Below are 25,398 nucleotides of genomic sequence, written 5' to 3' on the forward strand. Positions count from 1 at the left end.
CGGTCACGCCTCGCCCTCGAAGGTCGAGAGGTAAGCGGCGTACTCGTCGCGCTGACGGGCCAGTCCGGCATGCGGCTCGGCGTAGACACCGTCGAACACCGCAAGAGGCGCACGGGTGACCATGCCCAGGCATGCCGCGCGCATGTCCTTCGCGACGACGTCGGCGGCCGACTGGATCTCCGCGAGATGCTCCTCATCGAGCTCACCGATGCTGCGGAGGTGCGCATCGAGTCGCGCGATCGGATCACGACGGCGCCACTCCTCGAGCTCCGATTCGTCGCGGTAGCGCGTGGGATCGTCGGCCGTGGTGTGAGGTCCCATGCGGTATGTGACGGCCTCGATGTAGGCCGGCCCCTTGCCCGCCCTGGCATGAGCGAGCGCCCATCGCATCGCCGCCATGCAGGCGAGGGCATCGTTGCCGTCCACGCGGAGACTCGGGATCCCGAAGCCGGGCGCGCGCCCCGCGATCGGGTACTGGGACTGCAGCGCGACCGGCTCGGAGATCGCCCAGTGGTTGTTCTGGCAGACGAAGACGACCGGCGCCTGATAGGACGCGGCGAAGATCATGGCTTCATTCACGTCGCCCTGGCTGGTCGCGCCGTCGCCGAAGTAGGTCACCGCGACCTCATCGGCACCATCGTGACGGATGCCGAGTGCGTAACCGACGGCGTGCAGCGTCTGCGCGCCGATGATGATCTGCAGCGGAGCGACGCGCAGAGCGGCCGGGTCGTGCCCCGCACCTTCCTCGCCGCGCCACATCCGCACGAAGTCTCCCGGCTGCGCGCCCCGGGCGTAGATGACGCCGGTCTCGCGGTAGCTCGGGAACACGTAGTCCTGGGGCGCAAGAGCGCGGGCCGTGCCGATCTGCGTCGCCTCCTGGCCCTGGCAGGGCGCCCAGAGCCCGAGCTGTCCCTGCCGTTGCAGTGCCACTCCCTCGGCATCGATGCGGCGGAGGATCACCATGTCGCGCAGGAGAGCTCGCAGCTGCGCCGCGTCGACGTCGGCGACGAAGGGGTCGAGATCGGGGTGCGCGATGCGCGTTCCGTCCGGAGCCAGGAGGCGCTCTGTGAGCTCCAGATCCTGGGTCGAATCGGCGATGGGCGTGATCTGCGGTGACATCATCGTCCTCCAAGTCTCAGCGGCCTCGAAAGGCTGTGCGCGCTGCACCCGGCGTCATCACCGGTGTGGTCTGAGCGTACGTCCGCTGAACACCTCGCTCAAGCAATGGAAGTGGGCTTGAGCATGTTGCTCAATATCGATGGGTCGAGCCCTGCTAGGGTTTGGCACTATGCCTGGACTGGACCGTATCGATCTCGAGCTTCTCGCCGCGCTGGCCGACGATCCCCGCATCACGATCGTGGCTCTCGCGGAGAATCTCGGCCTCTCTCGCAACACGATCCAGGCGCGGATGGCGCGGCTGGAGCAGACCGGGATCTTCCTCTCCTACGAGCGATCCTTCGCACCGGAAGTGCTCGGCTTCCCCCTGCAGGCCTTCGTCAGCATCGGGGTCCGCCAGACCGAGCTCCCGCGCATCATCAACGAGCTCGCCCGCATCCCCGAAGTCGTGCAGGCGCACGGTCTGAGCGGATCGATCGACCTGCTCGCCCGCGTCGCCTGCCGCGATGCGCGTCATCTGTTCGACACGGACGCACGGATCCTCTCGATCGAGGGCGTCGAGCGCACGGAGACCTCACTCGCGATGGGTGAGGTCATCCCGTTCCGGGTCGCCGGACTCATCGGCCTCGCGCGACGGGAATCCTGAGGAATCGACGGATCGCCCCTGCGGCTTCCGCAGGGGTCTCGTAGTGGATCAGATGACCCACGTGGGCGATCTCGACGAGTGACGCATCGGGGAACCGTGCGGCGAGCGTGCGCTCCGCCTCGATCGGGGTGATGTCGTCGCGTTCGGCGGCGACGAGCAGTGTCGGAACCTCGATCTGCGTGGCGAACTCGCGCACGTCGTGCGACACGCTCGCGACGAAAGCGTCCCTGAGCACGTCACGATCCGAGAACCGCGAGAAGTACGTGTCGTGCTGGTCGTGGATGAAGCGGCGCAGCTCGGGATCCTTGGTCTTCGCCATGGTGATGCTCATGACGCGCACGATCACGCGGTTGCGCAGCAGTGCGGTGCCGAGGCGTTCAGGAAGCCGCGCACCGAGCGCGTAGTAGAGCACGGCGAGCCGGGTCATCAGCCCCTTCGGGCCTTCCAGCGCCGGGGCGCCGATCGGGTTCAACAGGATGAGGCGCGGCGTCTCCAGACGTCCGGCGACGGCTGCGGCCGTGACGATCGAGCCGAAGGAGTGTCCGAGGATGACCGCCCCTGGCGCGACCTTCGCAGCGAATTCCGTGAGCCACCCGGCGTACGCGTCGAGATCGTGCGCGGTGCCGGGAAGCGGATCCGTCTCACCGAAACCGGGCAGGTCGGGCGCGATCACTCGTGCCTCGGGAAGGAACGCCAGCACCGGTTCGAGTCCGTGGTGCTCGCCGCGGAAGCCGTGCACCGCGATCACGGTCGTCTCGGCGTCCTTCGGACCATAGACCCAGTACGCCGTCACACCGCCTGAGACCTCGACCTCATGCCGCTCGACGGGCAGACGGCTCAGACGGTCGGCGTAGGGGGAAGGCACGGTCATGCCTCGAGTCTACGGAGTCACCGTGTGCCTCCCGATGGATGTCGGCCGCTCGTCCTACCGTGAGGGCATGTCGACTGCACCCGACCTCCCCGCCTGGCTCACTCGCGTCGGAGTCTTCGACCTCGAGACCACAGGAGTCGACGTCACGACGGATCGGGTGGTCACCGCGCACGTCGGAGTGCTCGATGCGAACGGACGGCAGGTCGCTGCGCGCTCCTGGCTGGCCGACCCCGGCATCCCGATCCCGGAGGGAGCGACAGCTGTGCACGGAGTGACCACGACTCACGCCCGTGCGCACGGCCGGCCGGCCGCGGAGGTGGTCGGCGAGATCACCGCCGCGCTCCGATCCCTCCTGGCGCAGGGAGTGCCCGTCGTCGCCTACAACGCGTCGTACGACTTCTCCCTTCTCGCGCACGAGGCAACGCGCCACGGGATCCAGCCTCTCGCCGATCCCTCGCCGATCATCGATCCGCTCGTGATCGACAAGGCCTACGACCGTTATCGGCGCGGCAAGCGCACACTCGAGGTCGTCGCCGCCCACTACGCCGTGCCCCTCGAAGGTGCCCACGAGGCCTCGGCGGATGCGATCGCCGCCGGACGCGTCGCGCAGGCCCTCGCCCGGCAGTTCGTCCTGCCGCAGTCGCTCACCGAGCTGCATACGCGGCAGGTGGGCTGGGCCCGTTCTCAGGCCGAGAGTCTCACCGAGTACTTCATCAGCATCGGACGCCTCGAGCCGGAAGAGGCGCTGGACGGCACGTGGCCCGTGCGTCCGCACGCGTCGGTGCTCTGAGCAGGAAGTACGTCAGCGTGCACCGTCGTCGGATCGATGTCGGAGCTCCCTGGCCTCCGCGATCTCGTCGATGGTGCGCTGATTCTTCTCCTCGACCTGCGTCGAGTCGCGCAGAGGAAGCTGTACCCGGAACTCGGCCGGCTCCCCGGCCCTGAGCTCGCGGGCTCTCTCGACCGCGGCATCGAACTCGACCCCCAGCATGAGGGCCAGGTTCGCGATCCACATCCACAGCAGGAAGATGATCGCACCGGCGAGCGGCCCGTACACGCGGTCGTAGTCGACGATGTTCGAGACGTAGAGGCTGAACAGTGCGCTGGCGACGATCAGCACGAGGATGGCGATCCCCGCGCCGAGACTCACCCAACGGAACTTCACGTGCTTCACATTCGGCGCTCGGTCGTAGAGGAAGGCCACGGCGGCGATCACGACCGCCGCCAGGAGGGGCCAGCGTAGGATCTGCCAGGCGATGAGCACGGAATCTCCGAGCGAGAGCGCATCGCCGATGGCCCGTGCGACCGGTTCCGACAGCGTGAGCAGCGCCGCCACCGCCAGCACCGCGGCGAACAGCACCACGCTCACCGCGAGCTGCATCAGTTTCAACGCCCAGCCCCGTCGGCCCTCGTCGACGCCGTAGACCCGGTTCGTCCCTCGCCCGAGCACCGCGATGTAACGCGCTCCCGCCCAGATCGTGAGAGCGAGACCGGTGACGAGAGCCAGCCCCGCGATCGACGACTCCGCGAGCACGTCGACAACGGACGCCAGCGCCTTCGCGACCTCCGGAGACGCGACGGTTCGAGCGACTTCGAGGACGAGCGACACCGTCTCCGATTCCTTGCCCAGCAGGCTGATGATCGAGACGATCACCATGATCGCGGGGATGAGCGCGAGAACGGCATGGAAGGTCAGCCCGGCGGCGATATCGCCCGCGCCGTCTGCCCCGAACTTGCGGACGACGCTGCGGGCCACGAACTTCCACGATCGGGCGTCGAGGTCGTTCGGCGACGGTTCCTCTGCTGTGGTGTCGCTCATGTCGGTCGACCTGCCTTCGCGGCTCTTCTCATTCGCTGACACAGAGCCGGATGACATGCTGTGACCGCTCACGAGTGCGGGAGACGTCGTTCGGGCACGCTCATGCCGAATCGCGGCGCGCGCCCTCTCGTGAAACCGGTGTGCACGCCGACCTCCTCCGAAGACGTGGTGGGGCGGGTGGGACTTGAACCCACGATCGTCGGTTTATGGACATCAGCCCTGGAGCACCGTTGTTCCCTTGACTCTAGCGGAATCGGCCGTTGACCTACGGGTTGGTACGGAGCAGAAACAGGACCCAAACCGCCATTAGTGGACACAAAGTGGACCTGATTCTCGACATGCGTTGCGTCAGAATACCGCGGCTGCGTGCCGAGGACCAGGTGGTCATCGTGCGCCTGGACAACCCCACATCCTCCCCTGCGGAGCGGAGAGGGCCAACGTCTCCTTGCCCTCCATAGAGCCGCAACGAGGCACCCCCTAAGATCCTCGCCGCAGGGGTGGTGTGGTGAAGGAGACGACATGACTCTGCCTACGATGGACGGCCACGGCAACCTGCATCGAACCAGCGGGCCCGGCGGCGGACAGTTCGCAGCCCGCCTCACAGCGCCACCAGCCGCGCCACTCACCAGCGCTTCCGAGCATCTCCGAGCGCGTGTCCGGGTCGATTGGCGCCAGCTCCTCAGCGGGGAGGACACACGGGTCGACACTTCCAGCGAATCTCGTCGCAAACGCGAGGGCCTCAGCTGGTTCCGTCGAGCTGGTGATGTCGCGAAGACCGCGAAGGCCCAGGCCGCCGCTGCCCAATCGTTCATCACGAACGTCACCGTCCCTGCTTACACATCAGAGCAGGCTCCGGTCTCCATCGTCGTCGACGGCACGGCTTCAGCGTCCGGCGACGAAGTCGCACGCGAGTACCGCATCGTCAACGGGCAGCTTGTCCGGCAGGTCTGGGGCATCGAGGACCCCGACACAGGACGGTCACTCCCATCGTCCCGGCCGCGGCCGCGTGGGCACCCAGCGAACCCGGGCGAGAGTATGAGTTGCGACCAGTCCCCGCTGACGAAGAGTGGCTCCGTCAGCAAGCCGAGCAGGCGCCGGCGGTCGCGGCTACGTCTGAGTCGCATGCCGTGCAGATCATTCAGGACAGCCTCGACCGATTCGCCGCGATCGACGGTGACGTGTGGCAGGTGACGGAAGCCCCCGTGTACCTGGCGCCTGTCGTCGATGACGCCCCGTTCACGGCGCCGCTGACAGTCGCAGTCGCGTCAGCGCCGGACACATCAGATGCCGCTGCAGAACATGGGTACTTCGCTGCCGACAGCTACGGGGAAGCGCTGCGCACAATGCAGGAGACCGCGGATCACCACATGCGCGGCGGCTCCTTCGACATGATCTCGCGTTCAAACCTGTGCACGACACGGTCAGCGAGAGTAGTCGCACGGTGTCCCTGATCGAATCCCCCATATTTGGAGACTCTCGCAGGGAGCTCCGCGACGATCGCGTTCCGGGCGAGGTCCGCTCCCCGCTCCAGTGCGAAGGCGTTCGATTCGTCGAGGAGCCGCACGGTGATCCATCGGCTCGTGCGATCGAACACCGTCTTCGGGTTCTTCTGGATGCCTGGTGCGGTTACACCATGATGTCGTCACGCTCCTAGGCGAATCCACACGATAGCCGACAGCAGTCCCCCGGGAAGCGCCATAGGCTTGAGAGCTGTACTGCGCCGAACGCAGAACGGTGGCCGCGCCGATCCGGGTGGGACAGGCGCGGCCACCGAAGTGGACCACTGTGGTCATTGCTCTTGAACTGGTCAGGCCGTACAGGCTCCGAGATCCAGACCAGCAGCGGCTGTGAACGACAAGAACACGGTGCCGGGCACGCCGTTCCAAGAAGTCGCGGACGACCCGCTGTTTCCGGCGAGAGTGATGGCCGTGTTGGAGATCACGACCGCTCCCACGGAAGCAGCGACGTAGTTGCCACCGGCACCGCCACCGCCTGCGGCGATGACAAGTTCCCGATTGGCGAGGTAGACATGCTGGATACTTCCGCCACCGCCGCCACCATAGCCGCCGCCACCGCCGCCACCGCTCCCGAGGAGTGTGTAGTTGTTCACGACTACTCCGCTGGCGATCTTCAGGCCGCCGTTTCCTCCGTTGCCTCCCGTAGCTCCTGAGGCAAGTGTTCCTGCGCTTCCCATCACAGTCGACGTCTGCGTGAAGGAGCCCGTGTACGATGTCGCGCCAGCCGCTCCGGCGGTGGAGCTACTGCCACCGCTGCCCGGCGCTGACGTCGCCGAGCGCACGTTTCCCAGATCGCTGCGAGAGAAGTACGCCGAAGGGCCTGATGTTCCTGCGCCGGTCGCGGTGAGCGGAGCATTTCCACCGTAGGAGATGGAGGTGGGGCTGCCGCCCACGAAGCTGTTCGCGGTTCCTCCGAAGCCTCCGCCGCCGCCGGCGACGACCGCCGGCACGCCATTCACCAACAGTGCACTGCCACCACCGCCACCGCCACCGACCGCTGAAGGGAAAGTGTCAAACGGAGGGTCTGTCAGTGGCGCGGTCGGATCCCAAGGCCCCGATCCGCCCCGACCGAAGCCATCGCCGCCGAGACCGACGCGGAGCGGCAGAGGATTGCTCGGCGGGTTGCGGGGGACCAACGATGAGAGGCCACCACCTGCGGCAACGAAGTTCACCAGGGTGTCTGCGCTCGGGGAGTTCATCACCCCGACCATTGCGGCTCCGGACCCGCTGAACAGTCCGCCGCCGCCACCACCCACGACCCTGTAGCTGATGTCGGTCGCACCTGCAGGAATCACGACGGAGCACAGGCCCGACTGCGTCCCGTTGCCGCTCACCGTGAATGTGTACGTCTCCCGTGCCGCGCTCGCCGCGGCCAGCGGTGTCGCGATCGCAAGAGCGACGACCGGAACAGACCACGCCGCGCCCTTTACCAGCGTGCGACGGGCAACGCCGTCCCGTCGCGTCTGCGAACCCGCATCACCTTCGATGTGCTCAGTCCCATCATGTTCCGTGCTCATATGCGTTGCTCACCTTGCCTGTCGAATGTGGAGTGACGCGGTGTCATCGACACACGCGACGCATGCGCAGAACAGAGCTCTCGCATACGCGGCAACTGGACTATTGAGAAGCCCAGCGCGCACTCCTCAAGTTTCCAACGCGTCTCCCGAGCGCGACTATCCCCCTAACTGATGGTTCGTCAGCACGTTCCCCCCGCCTCGCCGGGACGAACGAAGGCGCGCGGACGCATCGCCATACCGCGATCACTCGCCCTGATCAACCCGCTCCCCTGCGTCCCGCGACTGACCCATCTTGAGTTCACCTGACGAGCAGCCCCGGCGAAAGGAAGACCACAGCGGTCCGATACGAACGCGAACGTCCCGGCGAGCTGGTGCACATGGACGTGAGAAAGCTCGGCCGCATCCCGGACGGCGGCGGATGGCGAGCACGCGGCCGAGACTCAACACAGACCGAGAAGAACAAGCGCGCGGGCGCCGGTTACGACTACGTCCATTCCGTCGTCGATGACCACTCCCGCCTCGCCTACAGTGAGGTTCTCCCCGATGAGAAGGGGCCGACATGCGCCGCGTTCTTCGAACGCGCGATCGGCTACTTCGCCGCGCACGGCATCCGCAGGATCGAGCGGTTGATCACCGACAACGCCTGGGCATACCGGTACTCGCTACGCGATCTCTGCGCCACGCACGACATCCGGCAGAAGTTCATCAAACCGCACTGCCCCTGGCAGAACGGGAAAGTGGAGAGGTTCAACAGGACCCTGCAGACCGAGTGGGCCTACCGGCAACCATTCACCTCGAACGACGATCGCACCGCAGCCCTTGACCCCTGGCTCGAGCACTACAACACTGGACGACGCCACTCAGCCCTCGGAGGCCCCCCGATCAGCCGACTGCAACCAACGTCCTGACCGGGTACACCTAGGTCTGCTGACAAAGCGACAGATCGAGGGCCTGGGTGCGTATCGGCGCATCCGGGCCCTTCCTGATGTCGTACTCGCCACTGACCTGCGGTGACCCGTTCCGTTCAGCGCGCGCTGAGCCATTCCACGGCGGAACCGCGCGCGGAGAGCTTGTGCCCGAAGTGGTCGAGCGTCTCCATGTAAATCTGCCGAGTCGGCTCTGGGTACGTGATCGGACCCGGGCGTCCAGCCGGTGCTTTCAGAAGACGCGGGTCGAGGCACGCGACCATGCCACGGTCGGAGGTGTGCCTGATGAGGCGCCCGGCGGCTTGCGACAGAAGCAACGCGGCGTCGACGGCGTACACGTACCTGTCTGCTGCCCAACGGTCCCCGGTTCGCGCTTCGAGCTCCTCCACACGGGCGTCGTCGATCGGGTTGGATGGAGACCGCGGGATCCGGTCAACGATCACCAGCGAGCAGGTCTCCCCCGGCGCGTCGACACCAGTCATCAACGACTTCGTGCCGACGAGCACCGACCCGATATCTTGACGCCATTCGGTGGTGATCCTCGAAGGGGTGCCGCCATCCCATTGGGAGTGCACGGTGATGTCGGGCAATGCTCGGCGCAGGCGTTCCGCGTACAGCTTGCCGTCGACAGCCTTCGCCGACAGCACCAGCGCGCGTCCACCGTTGGCGCGGACGAGATCAACGATCAGCTCCGCGGCCCAGGCAGGGTGCGCTGACGAGTCGAACGACCGCTTGCCCCGATACCCCTCACGGGTGAGGGTCGCCAGCTCCTCCTGCGATTCCAGCTGCGGGATGAAGAGTGAGCTCCCGGCGTATGCCTCGGTGAACGGGGTCGGGTAGGTGCGACGCTCAGCAACCAGCCCTGCCCGCTGGGCGTAGTTCACAGGCAGAGTCGCGGAGATCGCGGTGACGGACAGCTGGTACGGCTCGCCATCCTCGTCGTTCGCGGTCCACAGGTGGTTGTTGAGCATCCACCCGACGCTGATCGGAGAGATGTTCGCCGCGATCCATGCGCGCCCGTTTCACCCTCGAGGCTCCTCTCGTTCGATCCAGCGGGCCCACCCGGAGCGATGCTTCGCCAGCGAACGCATCGTCGCCTTCAGCTTGTCGATCCTGTCGAGCACGGCCGTGGCCTTTATGCGCTTGGACACGTCGCGATCGTCGGCGAGGTGCCCGAGCTCTTTCGATCCGATGTCAGCCCAGCTGCGGATCATGTCCTCGATCTCGGCGACAGGGTTGTCGTTCTCACCGAGACGGCGGACGCTGTCCCGTTGCGTGCCAGCCGTGCCGCTACTGCCGGCGCTGAGCTTCTCTTCGACGTATGCCGCGACGGTGTCCGCCTCGTCATTCCATTTCTGCATGCGGCCGCTGGGCTTTCCTGCAGCCCGGTACGCCTGTCGAGCGATCGAGAGGATGGTGCCGCGGGAGAGCGTCGTCGCTCCCTGTGAGCGGACATGGCCGGGCAGCGTGTGCGCCTCGTCCACGATGATGTGGTCGATCCGCCCGAATCGGTTGGACCCGACGATGATGGGCAGACCGAGCGCTGCCTGAACGGCCAGGATCGAGTGGTTCGTGACGATGATGTCGGCGCCGGTGGCGTGGTCTTTCGCGAGCTGCGCTTTCGGGGGCACCCCGTATCGAGAGCCGTCATCTGCCTCAGAGGATGACGATGACACGGACTGCCACCCCTCGGTGGTGTGCTCGATCGGGCAGGAGTGTCGATCGCCGGGCTCGTCGAAATGACTCGGCGTGTACTGGCGGAGCGCCCAGACGATGAGCTTGCGGAACGCCCCCTCGCTGCCGACGTCGGGGAACTGCTCCATGCCTTTCATGCGGCCGTTCGTTTCGAGCATCTCGGCGAGCTTGGCGTATCCGGTGGTGCCGGTACTTCCGGTGAGGGTCTGTGCCGTAGCGATGACCTTCGCGGGGTCGACGTAGTTGGCGATGCCCTTCACGAAGGCGACGATCACCTGCCGGTCGGGGTACAGCTCGGCCGCCGCGGTCTGGACGGTGTCCACGTCCTTGTCCTGAAGCTGCCCCATGAGTGCCAGGGAGTCAGTGGACAGGACGGTGCGCTCGTCCCATTCGACGGCCGCCATGAACGCAGCTGTCAGGGTGGCCAAAGACTTTCCGGATCCGGTCGGCGCGACGCCCACACAGGCCGTGTGCGCGTCCATCGCGATATCGATGTGCCGGCGGAGATCGGCCTGGCCGGGTCGTGGAAGGGCGTGAGGGTTCCCGGTGGCTACGCGGACGGCAGCGGTGAGTAGTCCCAGCTGATCTGAGGCGAGGTCGTCACGGGAGTTCGCGGGGATGAGCCCCGCGACAGATGTAAGGGAGGGCATGCTCACCACATGCGCGGCAGCCATCGTGCACGGGTTCCGCCGTCGCCGCGCATGTGGTGAGCATGACCGATCGCGACATGGACGAGCTTGTGAACGTCTCCGCCGTGGATGCCCCGTCGCCGAGATCACCCCGCACCCGCCGTTCTGTCGGGCGCACGGCGCTGGCAATTCTCGGGGTGCAACTAGCGCCCCGGCAATCGGAGTGAGCCATCGCACGGTGTCACGGTACATCCGATGAGACTGCGGCCTAACTCGCGAGCTTTCGGCACGGTCCTTGAGCCAGAGGGTGAGCAGCGTCTCCAGGGTTGTTGTTTCCGACACTCCCTCAGAGACGAAGCCAAGGTGAGCCGCTCGCGCAACGAGCATCGCGTGGGCTTCTGCTTCGGTGTCGCCTACGCAGGCGAGCCGTCGAACAACCCCGCCGGCATCACGAGTTCGCGCTCGTCCTCGGACCCTTGCGCCCTGGTGTTCGTATGTAACCTTGCCGAGTCCCCCGATGGGGATCTCAGGACGCCCTGCCACTACGCGGCAACCTGCGAGCTGAGCCAGGCATCCACGTCGGAGGCACGGTACCGAACACGCTTGCCCACGCGGATGAACGGGGGGCCGTAGCTGCGGGTTCGCCAGTCCTCTAAGGTCCGGGCCGGGATCTGCAGGGTGTGCGCCAGCTGGTCCTGGGTGAGCACCTGTTGGAGCGGAGAGTCTGTCATGTCCACCACATGCGCGGCAGCAACGGTTTGCTGAACATCATCACCCCGTAGCAATCGGTAGACGTTCTCCTGGAGCGGCTCTCCAGGGGCACTGAACGGCATCAAACTGGACCTGAACTCGACTTCTGATGTCGATCCACTCATAAGAAAAACCCCTGACTTCCGCGTGATTTCGCGGCTTCCAGGGGGTCTTTCCGTGGGGCGGGTGGGACTTGAACCCACGATCGTCGGGTTATGAGCCCGCTGCCTTGACCAGCTTGGCCACCGCCCCGTGTGCACCCAGCTTATCGGTGGCCGGGCGTCAGATCGGAGTCGCGGCGCTGTGGGTCTGCACGTGTGTCAGATAGATGTCGGCGTTTGCGATGAGGCCCGCGCGCTCTTCAGCGCTGAGCGCACGGCGCACCTTCGCAGGGACACCCGCGACCAACGAGCCGTCGGGCACCTGGGTGCCGCCGAGCACGACCGCTCCCCCGGCGACGAGACATCCTTCTCCGATCACGGCGCCGCTGAGGATGACCGCTCCCATGCCGACCAGCGAGCCGTCACCGATGGTGCATCCGTGGACCACCGCGTTGTGTCCGATCGACACCTTCGCACCGACCACGACCGGGTGGCCTTCGTCGACGTGCACCGAGACGTTGTCCTGCACATTGCTGTCAGGACCGATCATGATCGGGGCCGAATCCGCGCGCAGCACGGCGTTGTACCAGACGCTCGCTCCCGGCGACAGAGTGACAGCTCCGACGAGGCGTGCGCCGTCGGCGACGAACGCCTCCTGCGCGATCGACGGAGTGCGCTCAGGGAGGGTGAGGACGGACGCGCCTGCTGTAATGCTCATGAGGCGAGACTATCCTCAGCTGGGTGGAATTCCGCGTGTTTCCGCGTGTGTAAGCGGAGCCTCAGCTTGCTTGCGGAATGTCTGAGGCTGAGTAGCGTTGTCTTCATCAGGTACGAGAAGGCACCACGGAGGAGCACAAGATGAGCAAGGCACAGACCGTTTCCACCACCGCCAGCGACCCGACCGTGGCCGCTGCCGCAGCGCAGTTCCTCTCCCCGGTCGTCCTGGGACTCGAGGCACTGACCGTCAACGGCAAGCAGGCGCACTGGCACGTCCGTGGCGCGAACTTCATCGGCGTCCACGAGCTGCTCGACACGATCGTCGCCCACGCCGGCGACTTCGCCGACACCGCTGCAGAGCGCATCGTCGCTCTCGGCCTCCCGATCGACGCGCGACTGAGCACCGTCGCCGAGAAGGCCGACACCAGTGCCGTCCCCGCAGGCTTCACGCAGTCGGATGAGCTCGTCCGCGCGGTCATCTCCGACATCGACGCGATCCTGGTCGACGTCAAGGCTGCGATCGACGGTCTGGACGAGGTCGACCTCACCAGCCAGGACGTCGCGATCGAGATCATGCGCGGCCTCGAGAAGGACCGCTGGTTCCTCGTCTCGCACATCGCGGCATAAGGAACGCCTACGCGAAGAGGGCATCGGGAGACATCCCGATGCCCTCTTCGCGTGTCCTCAGGCCGTGTGGGTGGTCCGGCCCGCCAGAACCGTCGCGTGTACCGGCATCCCCCGCAGCTGTGACCCTGTGGCCGTCTGCGGATCAAGGCCGCACAGCACCAGGTCTGCGGGCTCGCCCGGTCGGATCGATGTGCGCACGCTCGCCTGCAGCGCCTGATCGATACTCACCCGCTCCTCTGGATGCCACGGCTCCCGATCGTCATCCGTCCGGGACACGGCGGCCGAGATCGCCTGCCACGGATCGAGCTCGGCGACGGGGGCATCCGAGCCGAAGCGCAGCTCGGCACCCACCGCCAGGAGAGAGGCGAGCGGATATCCGATCGCCGTCTGCTCCGCCCAATGCCGTCCGACGAGGTCGCGGTCGTCCAGCGCGTGCTGCGGTTGCACACTGGCGATCACACCGAGGCGCGCGAAGCGGGCGAGATCGGCATGACGGATCAACTGGGCATGTTCGATCGATCCGGTCGCACCGCTCACGGTGAAGGCGTCGAGAGCGGACGTGGTCGCTCGATCGCCGATCGCGTGCACGGCCACTCCCAGTCCGGCGCCGGTCGCCGTCACCAGCGCCTCTATCAACGCGTCGCGCGGGACGTTCAGCACACCGAAGTTCTCCGGATCGCCCGGGTAGGCATGCGAGCAGGCCGCAGTGCGCGTGCCCAGCGAACCGTCCGAGATGATCTTGAGCGGCCCCACCCGCACGAGTCCGCGCCCAGCGGTCGGCGCATCCTCGGACTCGAGGAGATCCCCGGTGCGCAATCCCGCGGCGATCGCCCGATCCAGATCGAACGAGTAGACCGCGAACTCCACGCGATGAGCGGCGAAGCCGGCCGCGATGCGACGCGGCCACGCCTCCGCGTTCCACGCCATATCGAAGTCGACGAGACCGGTGATGCCTCGCGCAGCGGCCTGTTCCCCCGCCTCCTGCACTGCACGATCGCTGTGGGCCGGGTCCACGGCGTTCAGGCGCCGGGAGATCTCGAAAGCGTCTTCCTCCCGCAGAACCCCGTCAGGGCTTCGGAAACCCTCACGTCGCAAAGCCGCTGAATTGATCCAGACGCTGTGCACGTCGGCGTTGATCAGATAGGTGGGCACGTCGCCGGTCGCGGCATCCAGGGTCACGAGATCGGGCAGGTCGCTCCACAGCGCGTCACGGTAACCGGCGCCCACACGCCGACCGTCGGCGAGCGTCGCGACATGAGTCATCCGGCGGGCGGCCTCGGCCGCGGATCCGACCGTGCCCAACGGTTCGCGCTCGGCGGCAAGCGCCCATTGCACGGTGTGGACGTGATTGTCCCAGAGCCCAGGGACCAACCATGCGCCGTCCCCGTCGAGAACCGCGCCCTGCGGCCGGAGACGGCCGGTGGGCGCGATGTCGACGATGCGCCCCTCCGCGATCTCGATGTCGACGGGTTCATCATCCAAGAGGAACTCACGTCCCGGGCCGGCGATGCGCACCGCACGGATCATCGCGATCGGCTCGCTGGACGGGGAGTTCTCACGCATGTTCTCAGCCTCGGGTCGACGTATCGGAGCGGATGCTTTCACGCCTGACAGCGCGGGCACCAGTAGAGCTTGCGCGCACCGATCTCCTCGAGGGCGATCTCGGTGCCGCACACACGGCACGGGAGTCCCGCACGGTGGTAGACCCAGTGCCGGTCGTCGCGACTCGCCATCGCAGCGCGGTACTCATCGGCCGTGAGGTCATCCATCGTCATCATCTGCCCGGTCTCCACACCGATCGCCAGCAGGCGCACCCAATCGCGCCAGAGCGCGCGGACGGTCTCCTCGCGCACGTCGCGCCCCGGGGTATGCGGATTCAGGCGTTCTCTGAAGAGCATCTCGGCGCGGTAGACGTTGCCGATCCCGCTGACGACGGATTGGTCCATCAGCAGGAGCGCGATCACGGTCTGCTTCTTCGCCACCGCGCGGACGAAGCGCTCCTCGTTCTCGGCGGGATCGCCGACCAGCGGATCCGGTCCGAGCTTCGCCACGGTCGCGAGCATCTCCTCCGGTGTCTGCAGCACGCAGGCGGTGGGGCCACGCAGGTCCGCGGCCGTGATGTCGGTCATGAGGCGCAGACGCACCTGCCCCACAACGGGCGGAGGCCATTCCATCCCCTCATCCACCAGACCCTTGGTCTGCTCTGACATCCGCACGTGCACGCGTGTGCGCCGGGGAGCGCCGATGGACGCGAGCGAGTTCTCTCCCGCATCGTCGAGGATGGGGGCCTCCAGATCCGTCCCTCGCTGGTTCGTCTGCCCCATGCGTCCGTTCGCCGAGGCGATCGTGGGATCGACGAGGATCTCGCCCGCGAAGTCCCACGCGCCGTAGAGGCCGAGGTGCACACGAAGCCACAGATCACCCTCCGTCTCGAGGAACATCTGCTTGCCGACCGCCTGCACACTCACCGCGGTGCGGCCGTCGAGCACGGCGGCGCCTTCGGCGAACCGACCCTGGGGGCTCGAAGCCGACAACGTCTTCCCGACGAAGTTGCGGTCGAACTGCCGTGCGATCCGATGGACGGAATGGCCCTCGGGCATGTCAGGCCCGAGGATCCGGGAGCAGGGAGCCGTCGCGCTCGAACTCGGCGATCTGGCGGATCCGGCGCACGTGGCGCTCATCACCCGAGAACGGAGTGGCGATGAACCGGTCGATCAGTGAGGTGACCTCATCGAAGCTGTGCTGGCGAGCACCGATCGCGATCACGTTCGCATCGTTGTGCTCACGGGCGAGTTCCGCGGTCGACAGGTTCCAGACCAGGGCCGCGCGCACTCCCTCGACCTTGTTGGCGGCGATCTGCTCGCCGTTGCCGGAACCGCCGAAGACGATCCCGAGCGTCTCGACCCCCGCAGCCTGGTCGCGCACGACGGCCTGGGCCGCGCGGATGCAGAAGGCGGGATAGTCGTCGACCGCGTCGTACTCGATCGGCCCGTGGTCGACGACGTCGTGACCCGCAGCACGCAGATGATCCTGCAGCTGCGTGGAGAAGTCGAGACCGGCGTGATCGGTGGCGATATGGATGCGCATGGCTACCATCCTAGGATCGGTACGCACTCCGGATGGTCGCTCAGGGAGCGACACCCGCGGCGGCCGGCTTGAACCCGGCACGGATGTTCTCGCAGCAACCGGGACGGCACACATCGAAGCCACCGGGCAGCGAGGTGACGTGGGGACGATCCGCATTCGGGGTTCCGTGCAGACGCTCCTGGATGAGATCGACGATGCCGGCGACGAACGTAGGAGAAACGCCGGGCGTGGGCGTACGGGTGAAGCTGAGGCCCGCTTCTTCCGCCGCCTCGGCCGCTTCGGTGTCGAGGTCCCAGAGCACCTCCATGTGGTCGCTCATGAAGCCCACCGGTACGACGGCGACGGCCTTGCGCCCACGCCCCCCGAGCTCACCGATGACATCGCAGACATCGGGTTCGAGCCACGGCTGCGACGCCGGGCCGGAACGGGACTGGTAGACGAGCTCCCACGACACCTCGGCCGCCGAGGGAATGGTCTGACGCACGCGATCCATCACCCACTCCGCGACCGCGAGGTGCTGAGCCGCATAGGCGCCGCCCTCACCCCACTCGATGTCGCGTGCCCCGGAGCGCTCGGCGTCGGCGGTCGGGATGCTGTGGGTCGAGAACAGGATCTGGATGTCGACAGGGGCGATGCCCTCGGCGAGGAAGCCCTTGATGGCCTCGCGCACACCGGTCTCGAACGCGTCGACGAATCCGGGGTGGTCGTAGAACGGGCGGATCTTGTCGATCGTGACGGTGTCGCCCAGGCCGGTCTCCTCGAGCACGCGTGCGAAGTCCTCGCGGTACTGACGGCAGCTCGAGAAGGAGCTGTACGCGCTGGTCGCGAAGGCGAGGAGAGTGTTGTGTCCGCGCTCCGATGCTTCGACCACGACCTCTTCCAGGTACGGGGTCCAGTTACGGTTGCCCCAGTAGACCGGCAGATCGATGCCGCGCTGCGCGAGCTCGGCCTCGAGAGCTTCCTTGAGCACGCGGTTCTGGCCGTTGATCGGGCTCACACCACCGAAGTGACGGTAGTGGTGCGAGACCTCTTCCAGCCGCTCGTCGGGGATGCCCCGGCCACGCGTGACGTTGCGCAGGAACGGGATGACGTCGTCCTGACCTTCCGGTCCGCCGAATCCGGCGAGCAGGATGCCGTCGTAGGCGACAGGCGTCGTCACGAACGGCTCACCGCTCGCAGCGGCGGCAGAGGCAAAGGGAACGATGTTCGGCTCGATCGCAGTCACTCCCCCATCCTTTCATCTCCACGGAGCGAAGGCGCGCGTCCTCCTGGCGTAGGCTGTCATGGTTGCCGTAGGCGCCAACTGCGCCAATCCCCGGTGACATCCCCTCACCCCTGGGAGTACAGCTGTGCCTGGAGAGAACCTCACACGTGTCGAAACGCAGGAGCGCCGCGACGTCATCGACACGCAGTCGTATGAAGTCGCACTCGATCTGACAAAGGGTTCCGACGTCTTCGGCTCCCGCAGCGTCGTGCGCTTCACCGCGACGCCGGAGAGCTTCACGTTCATCGATCTCATCGCTCGCGAGGTCCGTGAGATCTCGCTGAACGGCGAGCAGCTCGACCCCGAAGAGGTCTTCGCCGACTCGCGCATCGCACTCAGCGGTCTGCAGGCCGAGAACGTGCTCGTCGTCGATGCGGACTGCCTCTACACGAACACCGGGGAAGGACTGCACCGGTTCGTCGACCCCGTCGACGACGAGGTCTATCTCTACTCGCAGTTCGAGGTTCCCGACTCCCGCCGCGTGTTCGCGGTGTTCGAGCAGCCCGACCTCAAGGCGACGTTCCAGTTCACGATCACGGCACCCTCCGCGTGGAAGGTCGTCTCCAACTCCCCCACCCCTGAGCCGATCGTGCATGATGACGACACGATCGCAACCTGGGGCTTCGAGCCCACGCCGCGGATCTCGTCGTACATCACGGCGCTCGTCGCCGGCCCCTACCAGTCGACGTTCTCCGAGCTCACCAGCGCCTCCGGCCGGGTCATCCCTCTCGGCGTCTATGGACGCAAGAGCCTGTGGCAGCACCTCGACGCCGACTACATCTTCGACAAGACCCGCGAGGGCTTCGCCTACTACGAGTCGAAGTTCGGCGTCCCGTACCCCTTCGCCAAGTACGACCAGCTCTTCGTCCCCGAGTTCAACGCGGGCGCCATGGAGAACGCCGGCGCGGTCACGTTCACCGAGACCTACGTGTTCCGCAGCAAGGTGACGGATGCCGTCAAGGAACGTCGCGTCGTCACGATCCTCCACGAGCTCGCGCACATGTGGTTCGGCGACCTCGTCACCATGAAGTGGTGGAACGACCTGTGGCTCAACGAGTCCTTCGCCGAGTGGGCCTCGACGATCGCCACGGCCGAGGCCACCGAGTGGACCGAGGCGTGGACCACGTTCAACGCCATGGAGAAGACCTGGGCCTACCGTCAGGACCAGCTCCCCTCGACGCACCCGATCGTCGCCGAGATCAACGATCTCGAGGACGTGCAGGTCAACTTCGACGGCATCACCTACGCCAAGGGCGGATCGGTGCTCAAGCAGCTGGCAGCGTGGGTCGGTATCGAGGCGTTCTTCGGCGGGGTCTCGCAGTACTTCCAGAAGCACGCGTGGGGTAACACCGAGCTCAGCGACCTGCTCGTCGAGCTGGAGGCCACGAGTGGTCGTGACCTGAGCACCTGGTCGAAGAAGTGGCTGGAGACGGCAGGCGTGAACACGCTCGAGCCGGTCATCGCCGATGACGCCAACGGCGTCATCTCGCGTTTCGCCGTGACTCAGACCGCGCCGGCCGACTACCCGACGATCCGCCCGCACCGCCTGGGGATCGGCTTCTACACGCTCACCGGCGGCTCGCTGACCCGCACGCACTATGTCGAGGTGGACGTCGACGGCGACCGCACCGAGGTGCCAGAGCTGCAGGGCATCGCACGTCCTGATCTCGTCCTGCTCAACGACAACGATCTCGCCTACGCGAAGATCCGCCTCGATGAGAAGTCGCTGGCGACCGCGATCGCGCATCTGGCCGACATCCACGATCCTCTGGCCCGCTCGCTCGTCTGGGGCGCGGCGTGGGATCAGACCCGCGATGCTGAGAGCGCCGCATCGGACTACATCGACCTGGTGCTCGGCAACATCGGCCGCGAGACCGAGTCGACGACCGTCCGCACGACCCTCGCGCAGCTGCGCACCGCGGTGAACCTGTACGTCGCCCCCGAGCAGCGCGCCGAGGCGCGTCTCAAGGTCGCCGACGGGCTCTGGGCCCTCGCGGAATCCGCTGCGTCCGGCAGCGACAGCCAGTTGCAGTTCGTGACCGCGTTCGCGAACTCGCTCGTCACCCCGGAGCACGCCGGCATCATCGGTCGTCTCCGTGCGGGTGAGGAGACGCTCGCCGGGCTCGAGATCGATGCGGACCTGAGCTGGCAGCTGCTCGTCGGGCTCGCCACGATCGGGGCCACGGATGCGACGACCATCGACGCGGCTCTGGCTGCGGACAACACGGCCAAGGGCGGGGAGTTCGCCGCACAGGCACGGGCCGCGCTGCCCGACTCCGCCTCGAAGAAGGCCGCGTGGGCGTCGCTGATCGAGCGCGATGACGCTCCCAACACGATCGTCCGTTCTGCAGCGCTCGGTTTCGTGCACCCCGCGGGCGTCGACGCGCTCGCCGAGTTCGTTCCGGCATACTTCGACATGCTGCTCCCGATCTGGGAATCGCGGAGCTACCAGATCGCGCAGTACCTCGTGGTCGGCCTCTTCCCGACCGCCCTGGCGAACGTCGAGCTGCGTGACGCGACTCGGGCCTGGCTCTCGACGAACCAGGACGCCGCTCCCGCGCTGCGCCGTCTGGTCCTCGAGAACCTCGCCGATGTCGAGCGCTCCCTCGCGGCCCAGTCCCGCGACGCCGACGACTGACACGACGCGCCTCGTCGATCGGGCCTCTCCGCGGTGCATCCAGCCCGCGCAGAGGCCCGATCGCTAGGATCTGGTACTGATGATGATCCCCTTTGATGTGAACGATCCGACCGTGCCATCTGCCGTACCGGAGTGGTTGCAGCCGATCCTCGACGTGCTGGTGAAGGTGGGCTGGAAGGCCTTCGCGGTCGCCATGATCATCGCCAGCTGCGTGGTCATCGGCCTCGTCCTCCGAGTCGTGATCCGTCGGGTCGTGCACCGCATCGTCGACAGCGCCAAGAGCAAGGCGTCCGTCGATGACACGCAGGCGCTGGAGCGCTCCCCGCTCGCCGACATGCGCCTGGTGCAACGCACGCGTACGCTCGGCACGATCCTGCAGAACATCGTGAACGTGATGCTCGTGGTCATCGCGATCGTGCTGATCGTCAACACCCTCGACAACGCCCTTCTCGGCTCTCTCACACTCCTCACCGCCGCTGTCGGTGCCGGTCTCGGTTTCGGCGCTCAGAACATCGTCAAGGACGTGCTCAACGGCATGTTCCTCGTCGCCGAGGACCAGATCGGAATCGGCGACGTGGTCGACCTGGGCCTCGCCAGCGGAGTCGTGGAGTACGTGAGCGTTCGGATCACACAGGTCCGCGATGTGAACGGCACGCTCTGGTACGTGCGCAACGGCGAGGTCACCCGTATCGGCAACATGTCGCAGGGCTGGGCTCGGGCCATCATCGACATCGGTGTCCCTGCCGAGTCCGACCTCGAGGTGGTCGAGCAGACGATGCTCGAGACCGCTCAGGCACTGGCGAAGGACCCGAAATGGCGTACGCGCATCGTGGAGAAGCCCGAGTTGTGGGGTCTGGAGGCGATCACCGGGGAGGCACTCGTCGTGCGCATCGTGATCAAGGCCCGCGCCAACGCCAAGGACGACGTCGCCCAGGAACTGCGCAAGCGCCTGCGCACGGCGCTCACCGAGAAGGAGATCAGCATTCCGAGCATGGAAGCAGTGACTCCGACCGGTCTCGAAGGTGCGCGCCGCGTGCGCGGTGCCAACCCGCCCAAGACGCGCCCCAACGCCGTCACCGGCGTGCCGGTCATCCCCGATCGCGGGATCTGGCGCCGCAAGAAGCCCACCGATGACGGGAGCGCCCCGAAGTGACCTTCTACGACGAAGTCGGCGGTCGTGAGATGTTCGCGAAGATCGTCTCGGTCTTCTATCGCGAAGTCGCCCTCGACCCGGTGTTGAAGCCGATGTATCCGGAAGAAGACCTGGGTCCTGCCGAGGAGCGGCTCCTGCTTTTCCTGGAGCAGTACTGGGGCGGTCCCACGACCTACGGCGAGACGCGCGGGCACCCGCGTCTGCGCATGCGGCACATGCCCTTCCACGTCGATCCCGACGCTCGTGATCGTTGGCTCCAGCACATGCGCACTGCTCTCGACGAGGCGAAGTTGTCACCTTTGCACGAATCCACGCTGTGGGACTACCTGGAGCGCGCGGCCTATGCCATGGTGAACACATTCGAGCCCTCGGGCATCGGCGCCGCAGCCGACGGTCGTCCGACGCTCGAGACCCGGTCACGTCAGGAATCAACGGAGAGCTGATGACGAACACACCCCTGTCCACAGACGTCCTGGTGATCGGATGGGGGTTGGCCGGGCTCGTCGCCGCCGCCGAGGCGCTCGAGGCCGGGCGTCGAGTCATCCTCATCGATCAGGAACCCCGCACGAATCTAGGCGGTCAGGCCTGGTGGTCGTTCGGCGGGCTCTTCTTCATCGACTCTCCCGAACAACGACGCATGGGCATCCGCGATTCGGTCGAACTCGCGACCCAGGACTGGTTCGGGAACGCCGCGTTCGACCGCCCGGAGGACGAGTGGCCGCGTCGCTGGGCTGAGGCCTACCTGCAGTTCGCCGCCGGCGAGAAACGCGCCTGGCTGCGTGAACGCGGCGTGGGCTTCTTCCCGGTCGTCGGATGGGCCGAGCGTGGCGGATACGGCGCCATCGGTCCCGGCAACTCCGTGCCGCGTTTCCACATCACCTGGGGCACCGGTCCCGGTGTCGTCGCCCCGTTCGCCGCCGCCGTGGAGCAGGGCGAGCGAGATGGGCGCATCACGATCCTTCCCCGACACCGCGTCGCCGAGCTCACGAGCACCGACGGGGCCGTCACCGGCGCGCGCGGAGTGGTGCTCGCCTCCAGCAGAGCCGAACGGGGAGTCCCGACATCGCGCGATGAGATCGGCGAGTTCGAGATCACTGCCGGAGCCACGATCGTCGCCTCGGGCGGTATCGGCGGAAACCATGACCTCGTGAGGGCGGCGTGGCCCGCACGCCTGGGGACTCCCCCGGCTCAGATGCTGACCGGGGTGCCCGCCTATGTCGACGGCTCCATGCACGCGGTCAGCGCTGCCGCGGGTGCGAGGCTGATCAACGGCGATCGCATGTGGCACTACGTGGAGGGCATCACGAACTGGAACCCGGTGTGGCCCTCGCACGGCATCCGCATCCTGCCGGGACCGTCGTCACTCTGGCTCGATGCCACCGGCACGCGTCTTCCTGTGCCGCTCTTCCCCGGGTTCGACACCCTCGGCACACTCGCCCATCTGCGCACCACCGGGCACGATCACTCCTGGTTCGTCACGTCGCGGCAGATCGTCGAGAAGGAGTTCGCGCTCTCCGGCAGCGAGCAGAATCCCGATCTGACCGGCAAGGACGTGGGCCTGCTCCTCAAGTCACGTCTCGCCAAGGGCCCGACAGGCCCTGTCCAGGCCTTCCTCGACGAGGGACCGGACTTCATCGTGGAGAACGACCTCGAGTCGCTGCTGGAACAGATGCGTCAGCACCCGGGCGGAGAGGCGCTGGACATCGACAATGTGCGCCGTGAGGTGATCGCACGCGACCGGGAGATCGACAACGACTTCACGAAGGACGCGCAGATCGGGATGCTGCGCTCGATGCGCGGATACCGTGGCGACAAGCTCATCCGCACCGCCGCACCGCACCGTCTGCAGGATCCGTCCGCGGGCCCGCTGGTCGCGGTGAAGCTGCACGTGCTCACGCGCAAGTCCCTCGGCGGAATCAACACCGATCTCGACGGGCGAGCGCTGGGTGCCGACGGCCAGGCGATTCCCGGTCTCTTCGCCGCCGGGGAGGCCAGTGGATTCGGCGGAGGCGGTGTGCACGGATACCGCGCACTGGAGGGCACGTTCCTGGGCGGCTGCCTGTTCTCCGGGCGTCAGGCGGGTCGCGCAGCGGCTCTGTGACCGCGCCGGCGGCTACTCGGACGCACCGGTGCCGCGGACGGCGGTGAGACCGGACGCGACCGGTCCCCGCGCGAGGACGTGGCCGCGCCGGAACGCGAGCCGCGTCCATCGACCGGAGCGCGTGACCGGCACCTGCTCCTCACCCGAGATGAACCCGAGCGCATCGGCCGCGAAGGCGATACCGCGGGGCAGATCGGCGAGGTCCTCATCGGGCTCGCCCCAGATCGCGGCCCGCAGCGCGCGCACGGCCTCCTCGCCGGCGCCGGGTGTCGCACCGCGCGCAACGGCCGAGATGCCCCATTGCGCACGTCGTGCGATCACGGAGGCGTCCAGCGTGGTCAGCGGCTGCCAGTCGGAGCGCGGAGGCGCGACACCGGCCCAGGCAGGCGAGAGCCCGGTCTCGGGCAGCGTGAGGCTGCGCTCGTCGTCACCGGCCGTGAGCTCGCTCACCACGAGATCGCATTCCAGTTCGGGATCGGCATGCACGATCCTCATCGCCAGCACAGTGGGAGTCTGGTCGAACAGTCCGTGGGGCGCGAGCGCGGCGGTCGTCAGGGCGAGCACCCCGCGCGCTGCTTGGAGCCGCACACCCTGATCAGTGATCCTCGCCGCCCTGCCGACGAATGTCAGAACGTCTCTGGAAGTATCGGCGTCGGCGAGGAGAAGCTGGTGCGGCACGCGTTCTAAACTACCAACGGTGCCGCGCGTGCGGTCGCGGAGAGGATGTTCATGAGCCCGGAGAACCCTGCGGTCCGGAGTGTCGAGCGTCTGCTCGAGGTGCTCGACCTCGATTTCACGCAAGCCCGTACCACCGAGGACATCTTCACCGGCGACTCGCATCCGATGCCGACCGGGCGGATCTACGGCGGTCAGGTTCTCGCGCAGAGTCTCATCGCGGCCGAACGCACTCTTCCCGAGGATCGGGCCGTGCACTCGATGCACGGGTACTTCCTCCGGCCCGGAGACGCCAGCCAGGGCATCACGATCGCCGTGGACCGCATCCACGACGGCCGCTCCTTCTCGACGCGGCGGTCGCAGGCATATCAGAACGGCGTGCCGATCTTCTCGATGATCGCCTCGTTCCAGGACGAGGGGCCGGGAGTCGAACATGCGGAGCCCATGCCGACCGACGTGCCGGCGCCGGAGAGCCTGCTGCCGGACGAGGATCGTGTGGCCGGTCTCGCCGGAGGCGCACGCCGCATGCTGAGCGAACGCGCCGCCGACATCCGTCACATCGGTCACCCTCTGTTCGTCGCGGACGATCCGGAACGCGTTCCGCGCCAGGGCGTGTGGATGCGCATGCGCGCTCCCCTGCCGGATGATCCGCGGCTGCACCGCGCCGCGCTCGCCTACCTGAGCGACATGTCGATCCAGGAGTCGATCCTGCGCGCCCACGGCCTGTACTGGTCGTTCCCGGGTCTCAAGGTCGCGAGTCTCGACCACGCCATGTGGTGGCACCGTCCGGCGCGCGTCGATGAGTGGCTGTTGTACGTGCAGGAGTCGCCGAATGCGCGCGGTGGTCGCGGTCTGGCGACGGGACGGATCTACACGCAGGACGGCACGCTCATCGCGAACGTCGCTCAGGAGATCATGATCCGCGTTCCCGAGGGCACCGAGTAGCCTCGACCGATCCGCCATCCGGGCACCGTGATCTGGGCACCGTCTCCGTCGATCAGCCGGACGATAACGGCGGGAGTGTCGGCAACATTCCCACCCGGAATCGGCTCAGCGGTGGGCGTAGACGATCGAGGGGCCGACGAACGGCTCCCAGACATCACGCATCTCCTGGGTGAGGCGGGTGGGCCTGCCGGTCTTGGCGTCCACGAGCACGATGATGGCGGTCGAACGTGCGTACAATTCCCGCGGGTTCGCGCTCGGGTCGTTGTGAACTTCATAGCAGACCTCGACGCTCGATCCCCCGAGCTTGCCGAACCACATCTGCACCTCGAGCGGGCGGCGCTGATAGGGCACCGGCGCGAGGTACTCGATCTCCTGCCGCGCGATCAGCGTGAGGATGCCCTCTTCGATACCCGAATCGAGCACCGCGGTCGAGGGAGCCTCCTCGCCGGGACCCGCGCGCCAGAACGCCCTGACTCGAGCCTCTTCGAGAAGCTTGAGCATCGAGGTGTTGTTGACGTGATTGAACGCATCCAGATCGCCCCAGCGGAGCTGGATCGGGATGTGCAGGCGCGGTCCCGGCGTCGAGGTCGGCTCGCTCATCGAT

At 66.9% G+C, this 25,398-nt stretch carries 22 protein-coding genes, 1 tRNA gene and 1 pseudogene; 9 read left to right on the forward strand and 15 right to left on the reverse strand.

Translation table 11 applies throughout. The annotated features are described in order from the left end of the window. Window positions 1-3 precede the first annotated feature (3 nt). Window positions 4-1,119: a pyruvate dehydrogenase (acetyl-transferring) E1 component subunit alpha gene (gene pdhA / locus FB560_RS09100; protein ID WP_141873191.1), complete on the reverse strand. Its 1,116-nt coding sequence runs from the start codon at window positions 1,117-1,119 to the stop codon at window positions 4-6. 169 nt (window positions 1,120-1,288) lie between these two features. Between pdhA and FB560_RS09105 the strand changes: the two genes are divergently transcribed. Continuing rightward, complete coding sequence (locus FB560_RS09105) at window positions 1,289-1,762, forward strand: Lrp/AsnC family transcriptional regulator (RefSeq protein WP_141872064.1); 474 nt, start codon at window positions 1,289-1,291, stop codon at window positions 1,760-1,762. Here FB560_RS09105 and FB560_RS09110 read toward each other — a convergent pair. Next, on the reverse strand, window positions 1,734-2,633 hold the full coding sequence (locus FB560_RS09110; RefSeq protein WP_141872065.1) for an alpha/beta fold hydrolase: 900 nt from the start codon (window positions 2,631-2,633) through the stop codon (window positions 1,734-1,736). The genes FB560_RS09105 and FB560_RS09110 overlap by 29 nt on opposite strands. A gap of 67 nt (window positions 2,634-2,700) precedes the next feature. On the opposite strand from FB560_RS09110, the gene FB560_RS09115 reads away from it, so the two are divergent. After that, entirely contained in the window at window positions 2,701-3,423 is a 723-nt protein-coding gene (locus FB560_RS09115; RefSeq protein ID WP_229673146.1) for a 3'-5' exonuclease, read from the forward strand. A 12-nt stretch (window positions 3,424-3,435) separates the two neighbouring features. Here the strand turns inward: FB560_RS09115 and FB560_RS09120 are convergent, their stop codons facing one another. Together FB560_RS09120 and FB560_RS09125 are read right to left on the reverse strand one after the other, a co-directional pair. Further along, window positions 3,436-4,452: a YihY/virulence factor BrkB family protein gene (locus FB560_RS09120; RefSeq protein WP_170198092.1), complete on the reverse strand. Its 1,017-nt coding sequence runs from the start codon at window positions 4,450-4,452 to the stop codon at window positions 3,436-3,438. A gap of 1,807 nt (window positions 4,453-6,259) precedes the next feature. Continuing rightward, on the reverse strand, window positions 6,260-6,562 hold the full coding sequence (locus FB560_RS09125) for a hypothetical protein (RefSeq protein ID WP_141872068.1): 303 nt from the start codon (window positions 6,560-6,562) through the stop codon (window positions 6,260-6,262). A 1,250-nt stretch (window positions 6,563-7,812) separates the two neighbouring features. Between FB560_RS09125 and FB560_RS09130 the strand changes: the two are divergent. Continuing rightward, window positions 7,813-8,394 (forward strand): annotated as a pseudogene (locus tag FB560_RS09130) (integrase core domain-containing protein); the annotation flags it as partial. A gap of 116 nt (window positions 8,395-8,510) precedes the next feature. On the opposite strand, the gene FB560_RS09135 reads toward FB560_RS09130, so the two are convergent. The 5 genes from FB560_RS09135 to FB560_RS09155 all read right to left on the reverse strand — a co-directional run bounded on the left by FB560_RS09135 (window position 8,511) and on the right by FB560_RS09155 (window position 12,305). Next, window positions 8,511-9,383, reverse strand: coding sequence for a helicase C-terminal domain-containing protein (locus tag FB560_RS09135; RefSeq protein WP_141872069.1), 873 nt, complete (start codon window positions 9,381-9,383; stop codon window positions 8,511-8,513). Window positions 9,384-9,434: 51 nt separating this feature from the next. Next, on the reverse strand, window positions 9,435-10,589 hold the full coding sequence (locus FB560_RS09140) for an ATP-dependent DNA helicase (protein WP_141872070.1): 1,155 nt from the start codon (window positions 10,587-10,589) through the stop codon (window positions 9,435-9,437). A gap of 689 nt (window positions 10,590-11,278) precedes the next feature. Beyond that, the gene (locus FB560_RS09145) at window positions 11,279-11,467 is read right to left on the reverse strand and encodes a helix-turn-helix transcriptional regulator (RefSeq protein WP_141872071.1); all 189 of its coding nucleotides are present in this window, start codon (window positions 11,465-11,467) and stop codon (window positions 11,279-11,281) included. A 197-nt stretch (window positions 11,468-11,664) separates the two neighbouring features. Continuing rightward, a tRNA-Ile gene (locus FB560_RS09150) sits at window positions 11,665-11,738 on the reverse strand. Window positions 11,739-11,768: 30 nt separating this feature from the next. Further along, window positions 11,769-12,305, reverse strand: a complete 537-nt coding sequence (locus FB560_RS09155; RefSeq protein ID WP_141872072.1) for a gamma carbonic anhydrase family protein — start codon at window positions 12,303-12,305, stop codon at window positions 11,769-11,771. Window positions 12,306-12,445: 140 nt separating this feature from the next. On the opposite strand from FB560_RS09155, the gene FB560_RS09160 reads away from it, so the two are divergent. Beyond that, entirely contained in the window at window positions 12,446-12,931 is a 486-nt protein-coding gene (locus FB560_RS09160; RefSeq protein ID WP_141872073.1) for a Dps family protein, read from the forward strand. Between the two features lie 57 nt (window positions 12,932-12,988). On the opposite strand, the gene FB560_RS09165 is transcribed toward FB560_RS09160, so the two are convergent. From FB560_RS09165 to FB560_RS09180, 4 genes are read right to left on the reverse strand one after another with little or no spacing between them, the layout of a single operon-like run. After that, the gene (locus FB560_RS09165) at window positions 12,989-14,494 is read right to left on the reverse strand and encodes an amidohydrolase (protein ID WP_407662552.1); all 1,506 of its coding nucleotides are present in this window, start codon (window positions 14,492-14,494) and stop codon (window positions 12,989-12,991) included. A gap of 38 nt (window positions 14,495-14,532) precedes the next feature. Continuing rightward, window positions 14,533-15,531 (reverse strand): Fpg/Nei family DNA glycosylase, encoded by a 999-nt coding sequence (locus FB560_RS09170; protein WP_141872074.1) that lies wholly within the window; start codon window positions 15,529-15,531, stop codon window positions 14,533-14,535. A 1-nt stretch (window position 15,532) separates the two neighbouring features. Further along, window positions 15,533-16,018, reverse strand: a complete 486-nt coding sequence (locus tag FB560_RS09175) for a ribose-5-phosphate isomerase (RefSeq protein ID WP_141872075.1) — start codon at window positions 16,016-16,018, stop codon at window positions 15,533-15,535. Window positions 16,019-16,058: 40 nt separating this feature from the next. Then, window positions 16,059-17,243 carry a ferrochelatase gene (locus FB560_RS09180; RefSeq protein WP_141872076.1) on the reverse strand — a complete coding sequence of 395 codons (1,185 nt, stop codon included), beginning with the start codon at window positions 17,241-17,243 and terminating at the stop codon, window positions 16,059-16,061. Window positions 17,244-17,367: 124 nt separating this feature from the next. On the opposite strand from FB560_RS09180, the gene pepN reads away from it, so the two are divergent. The 4 genes from pepN to FB560_RS09200 all read left to right on the forward strand — a co-directional run bounded on the left by pepN (window position 17,368) and on the right by FB560_RS09200 (window position 23,174). Next, a complete protein-coding gene (pepN, locus tag FB560_RS09185) occupies window positions 17,368-19,920 on the forward strand; it encodes an aminopeptidase N (RefSeq protein ID WP_141872077.1) in 2,553 nt (850 codons plus the stop codon). 79 nt (window positions 19,921-19,999) lie between these two features. Then, entirely contained in the window at window positions 20,000-21,073 is a 1,074-nt protein-coding gene (locus FB560_RS09190; protein WP_141872078.1) for a mechanosensitive ion channel family protein, read from the forward strand. Continuing rightward, on the forward strand, window positions 21,070-21,516 hold the full coding sequence (locus FB560_RS09195; RefSeq protein ID WP_141872079.1) for a globin: 447 nt from the start codon (window positions 21,070-21,072) through the stop codon (window positions 21,514-21,516). Before FB560_RS09190 ends, FB560_RS09195 begins: the two co-directional genes overlap by 4 nt. Next, window positions 21,516-23,174, forward strand: coding sequence for an FAD-binding dehydrogenase (locus FB560_RS09200; RefSeq protein WP_141872080.1), 1,659 nt, complete (start codon window positions 21,516-21,518; stop codon window positions 23,172-23,174). The genes FB560_RS09195 and FB560_RS09200 overlap by 1 nt, the downstream gene beginning before the upstream one ends. A gap of 12 nt (window positions 23,175-23,186) precedes the next feature. On the opposite strand, the gene FB560_RS09205 is transcribed toward FB560_RS09200, so the two are convergent. Beyond that, on the reverse strand, window positions 23,187-23,852 hold the full coding sequence (locus FB560_RS09205; RefSeq protein ID WP_141872081.1) for a hypothetical protein: 666 nt from the start codon (window positions 23,850-23,852) through the stop codon (window positions 23,187-23,189). 51 nt (window positions 23,853-23,903) lie between these two features. Between FB560_RS09205 and FB560_RS09210 the strand changes: the two genes are divergently transcribed. Further along, window positions 23,904-24,794, forward strand: coding sequence for an acyl-CoA thioesterase (locus FB560_RS09210; protein ID WP_141872082.1), 891 nt, complete (start codon window positions 23,904-23,906; stop codon window positions 24,792-24,794). Between the two features lie 105 nt (window positions 24,795-24,899). Here FB560_RS09210 and FB560_RS09215 read toward each other — a convergent pair whose 3' ends face one another. After that, window positions 24,900-25,394 (reverse strand): acyl-CoA thioesterase, encoded by a 495-nt coding sequence (locus tag FB560_RS09215; protein ID WP_141872083.1) that lies wholly within the window; start codon window positions 25,392-25,394, stop codon window positions 24,900-24,902. Window positions 25,395-25,398 lie beyond the last annotated feature (4 nt).

Source organism: Microbacterium saperdae (genome assembly GCF_006716345.1).
Lineage (GTDB): Bacteria > Actinomycetota > Actinomycetes > Actinomycetales > Microbacteriaceae > Microbacterium > Microbacterium saperdae.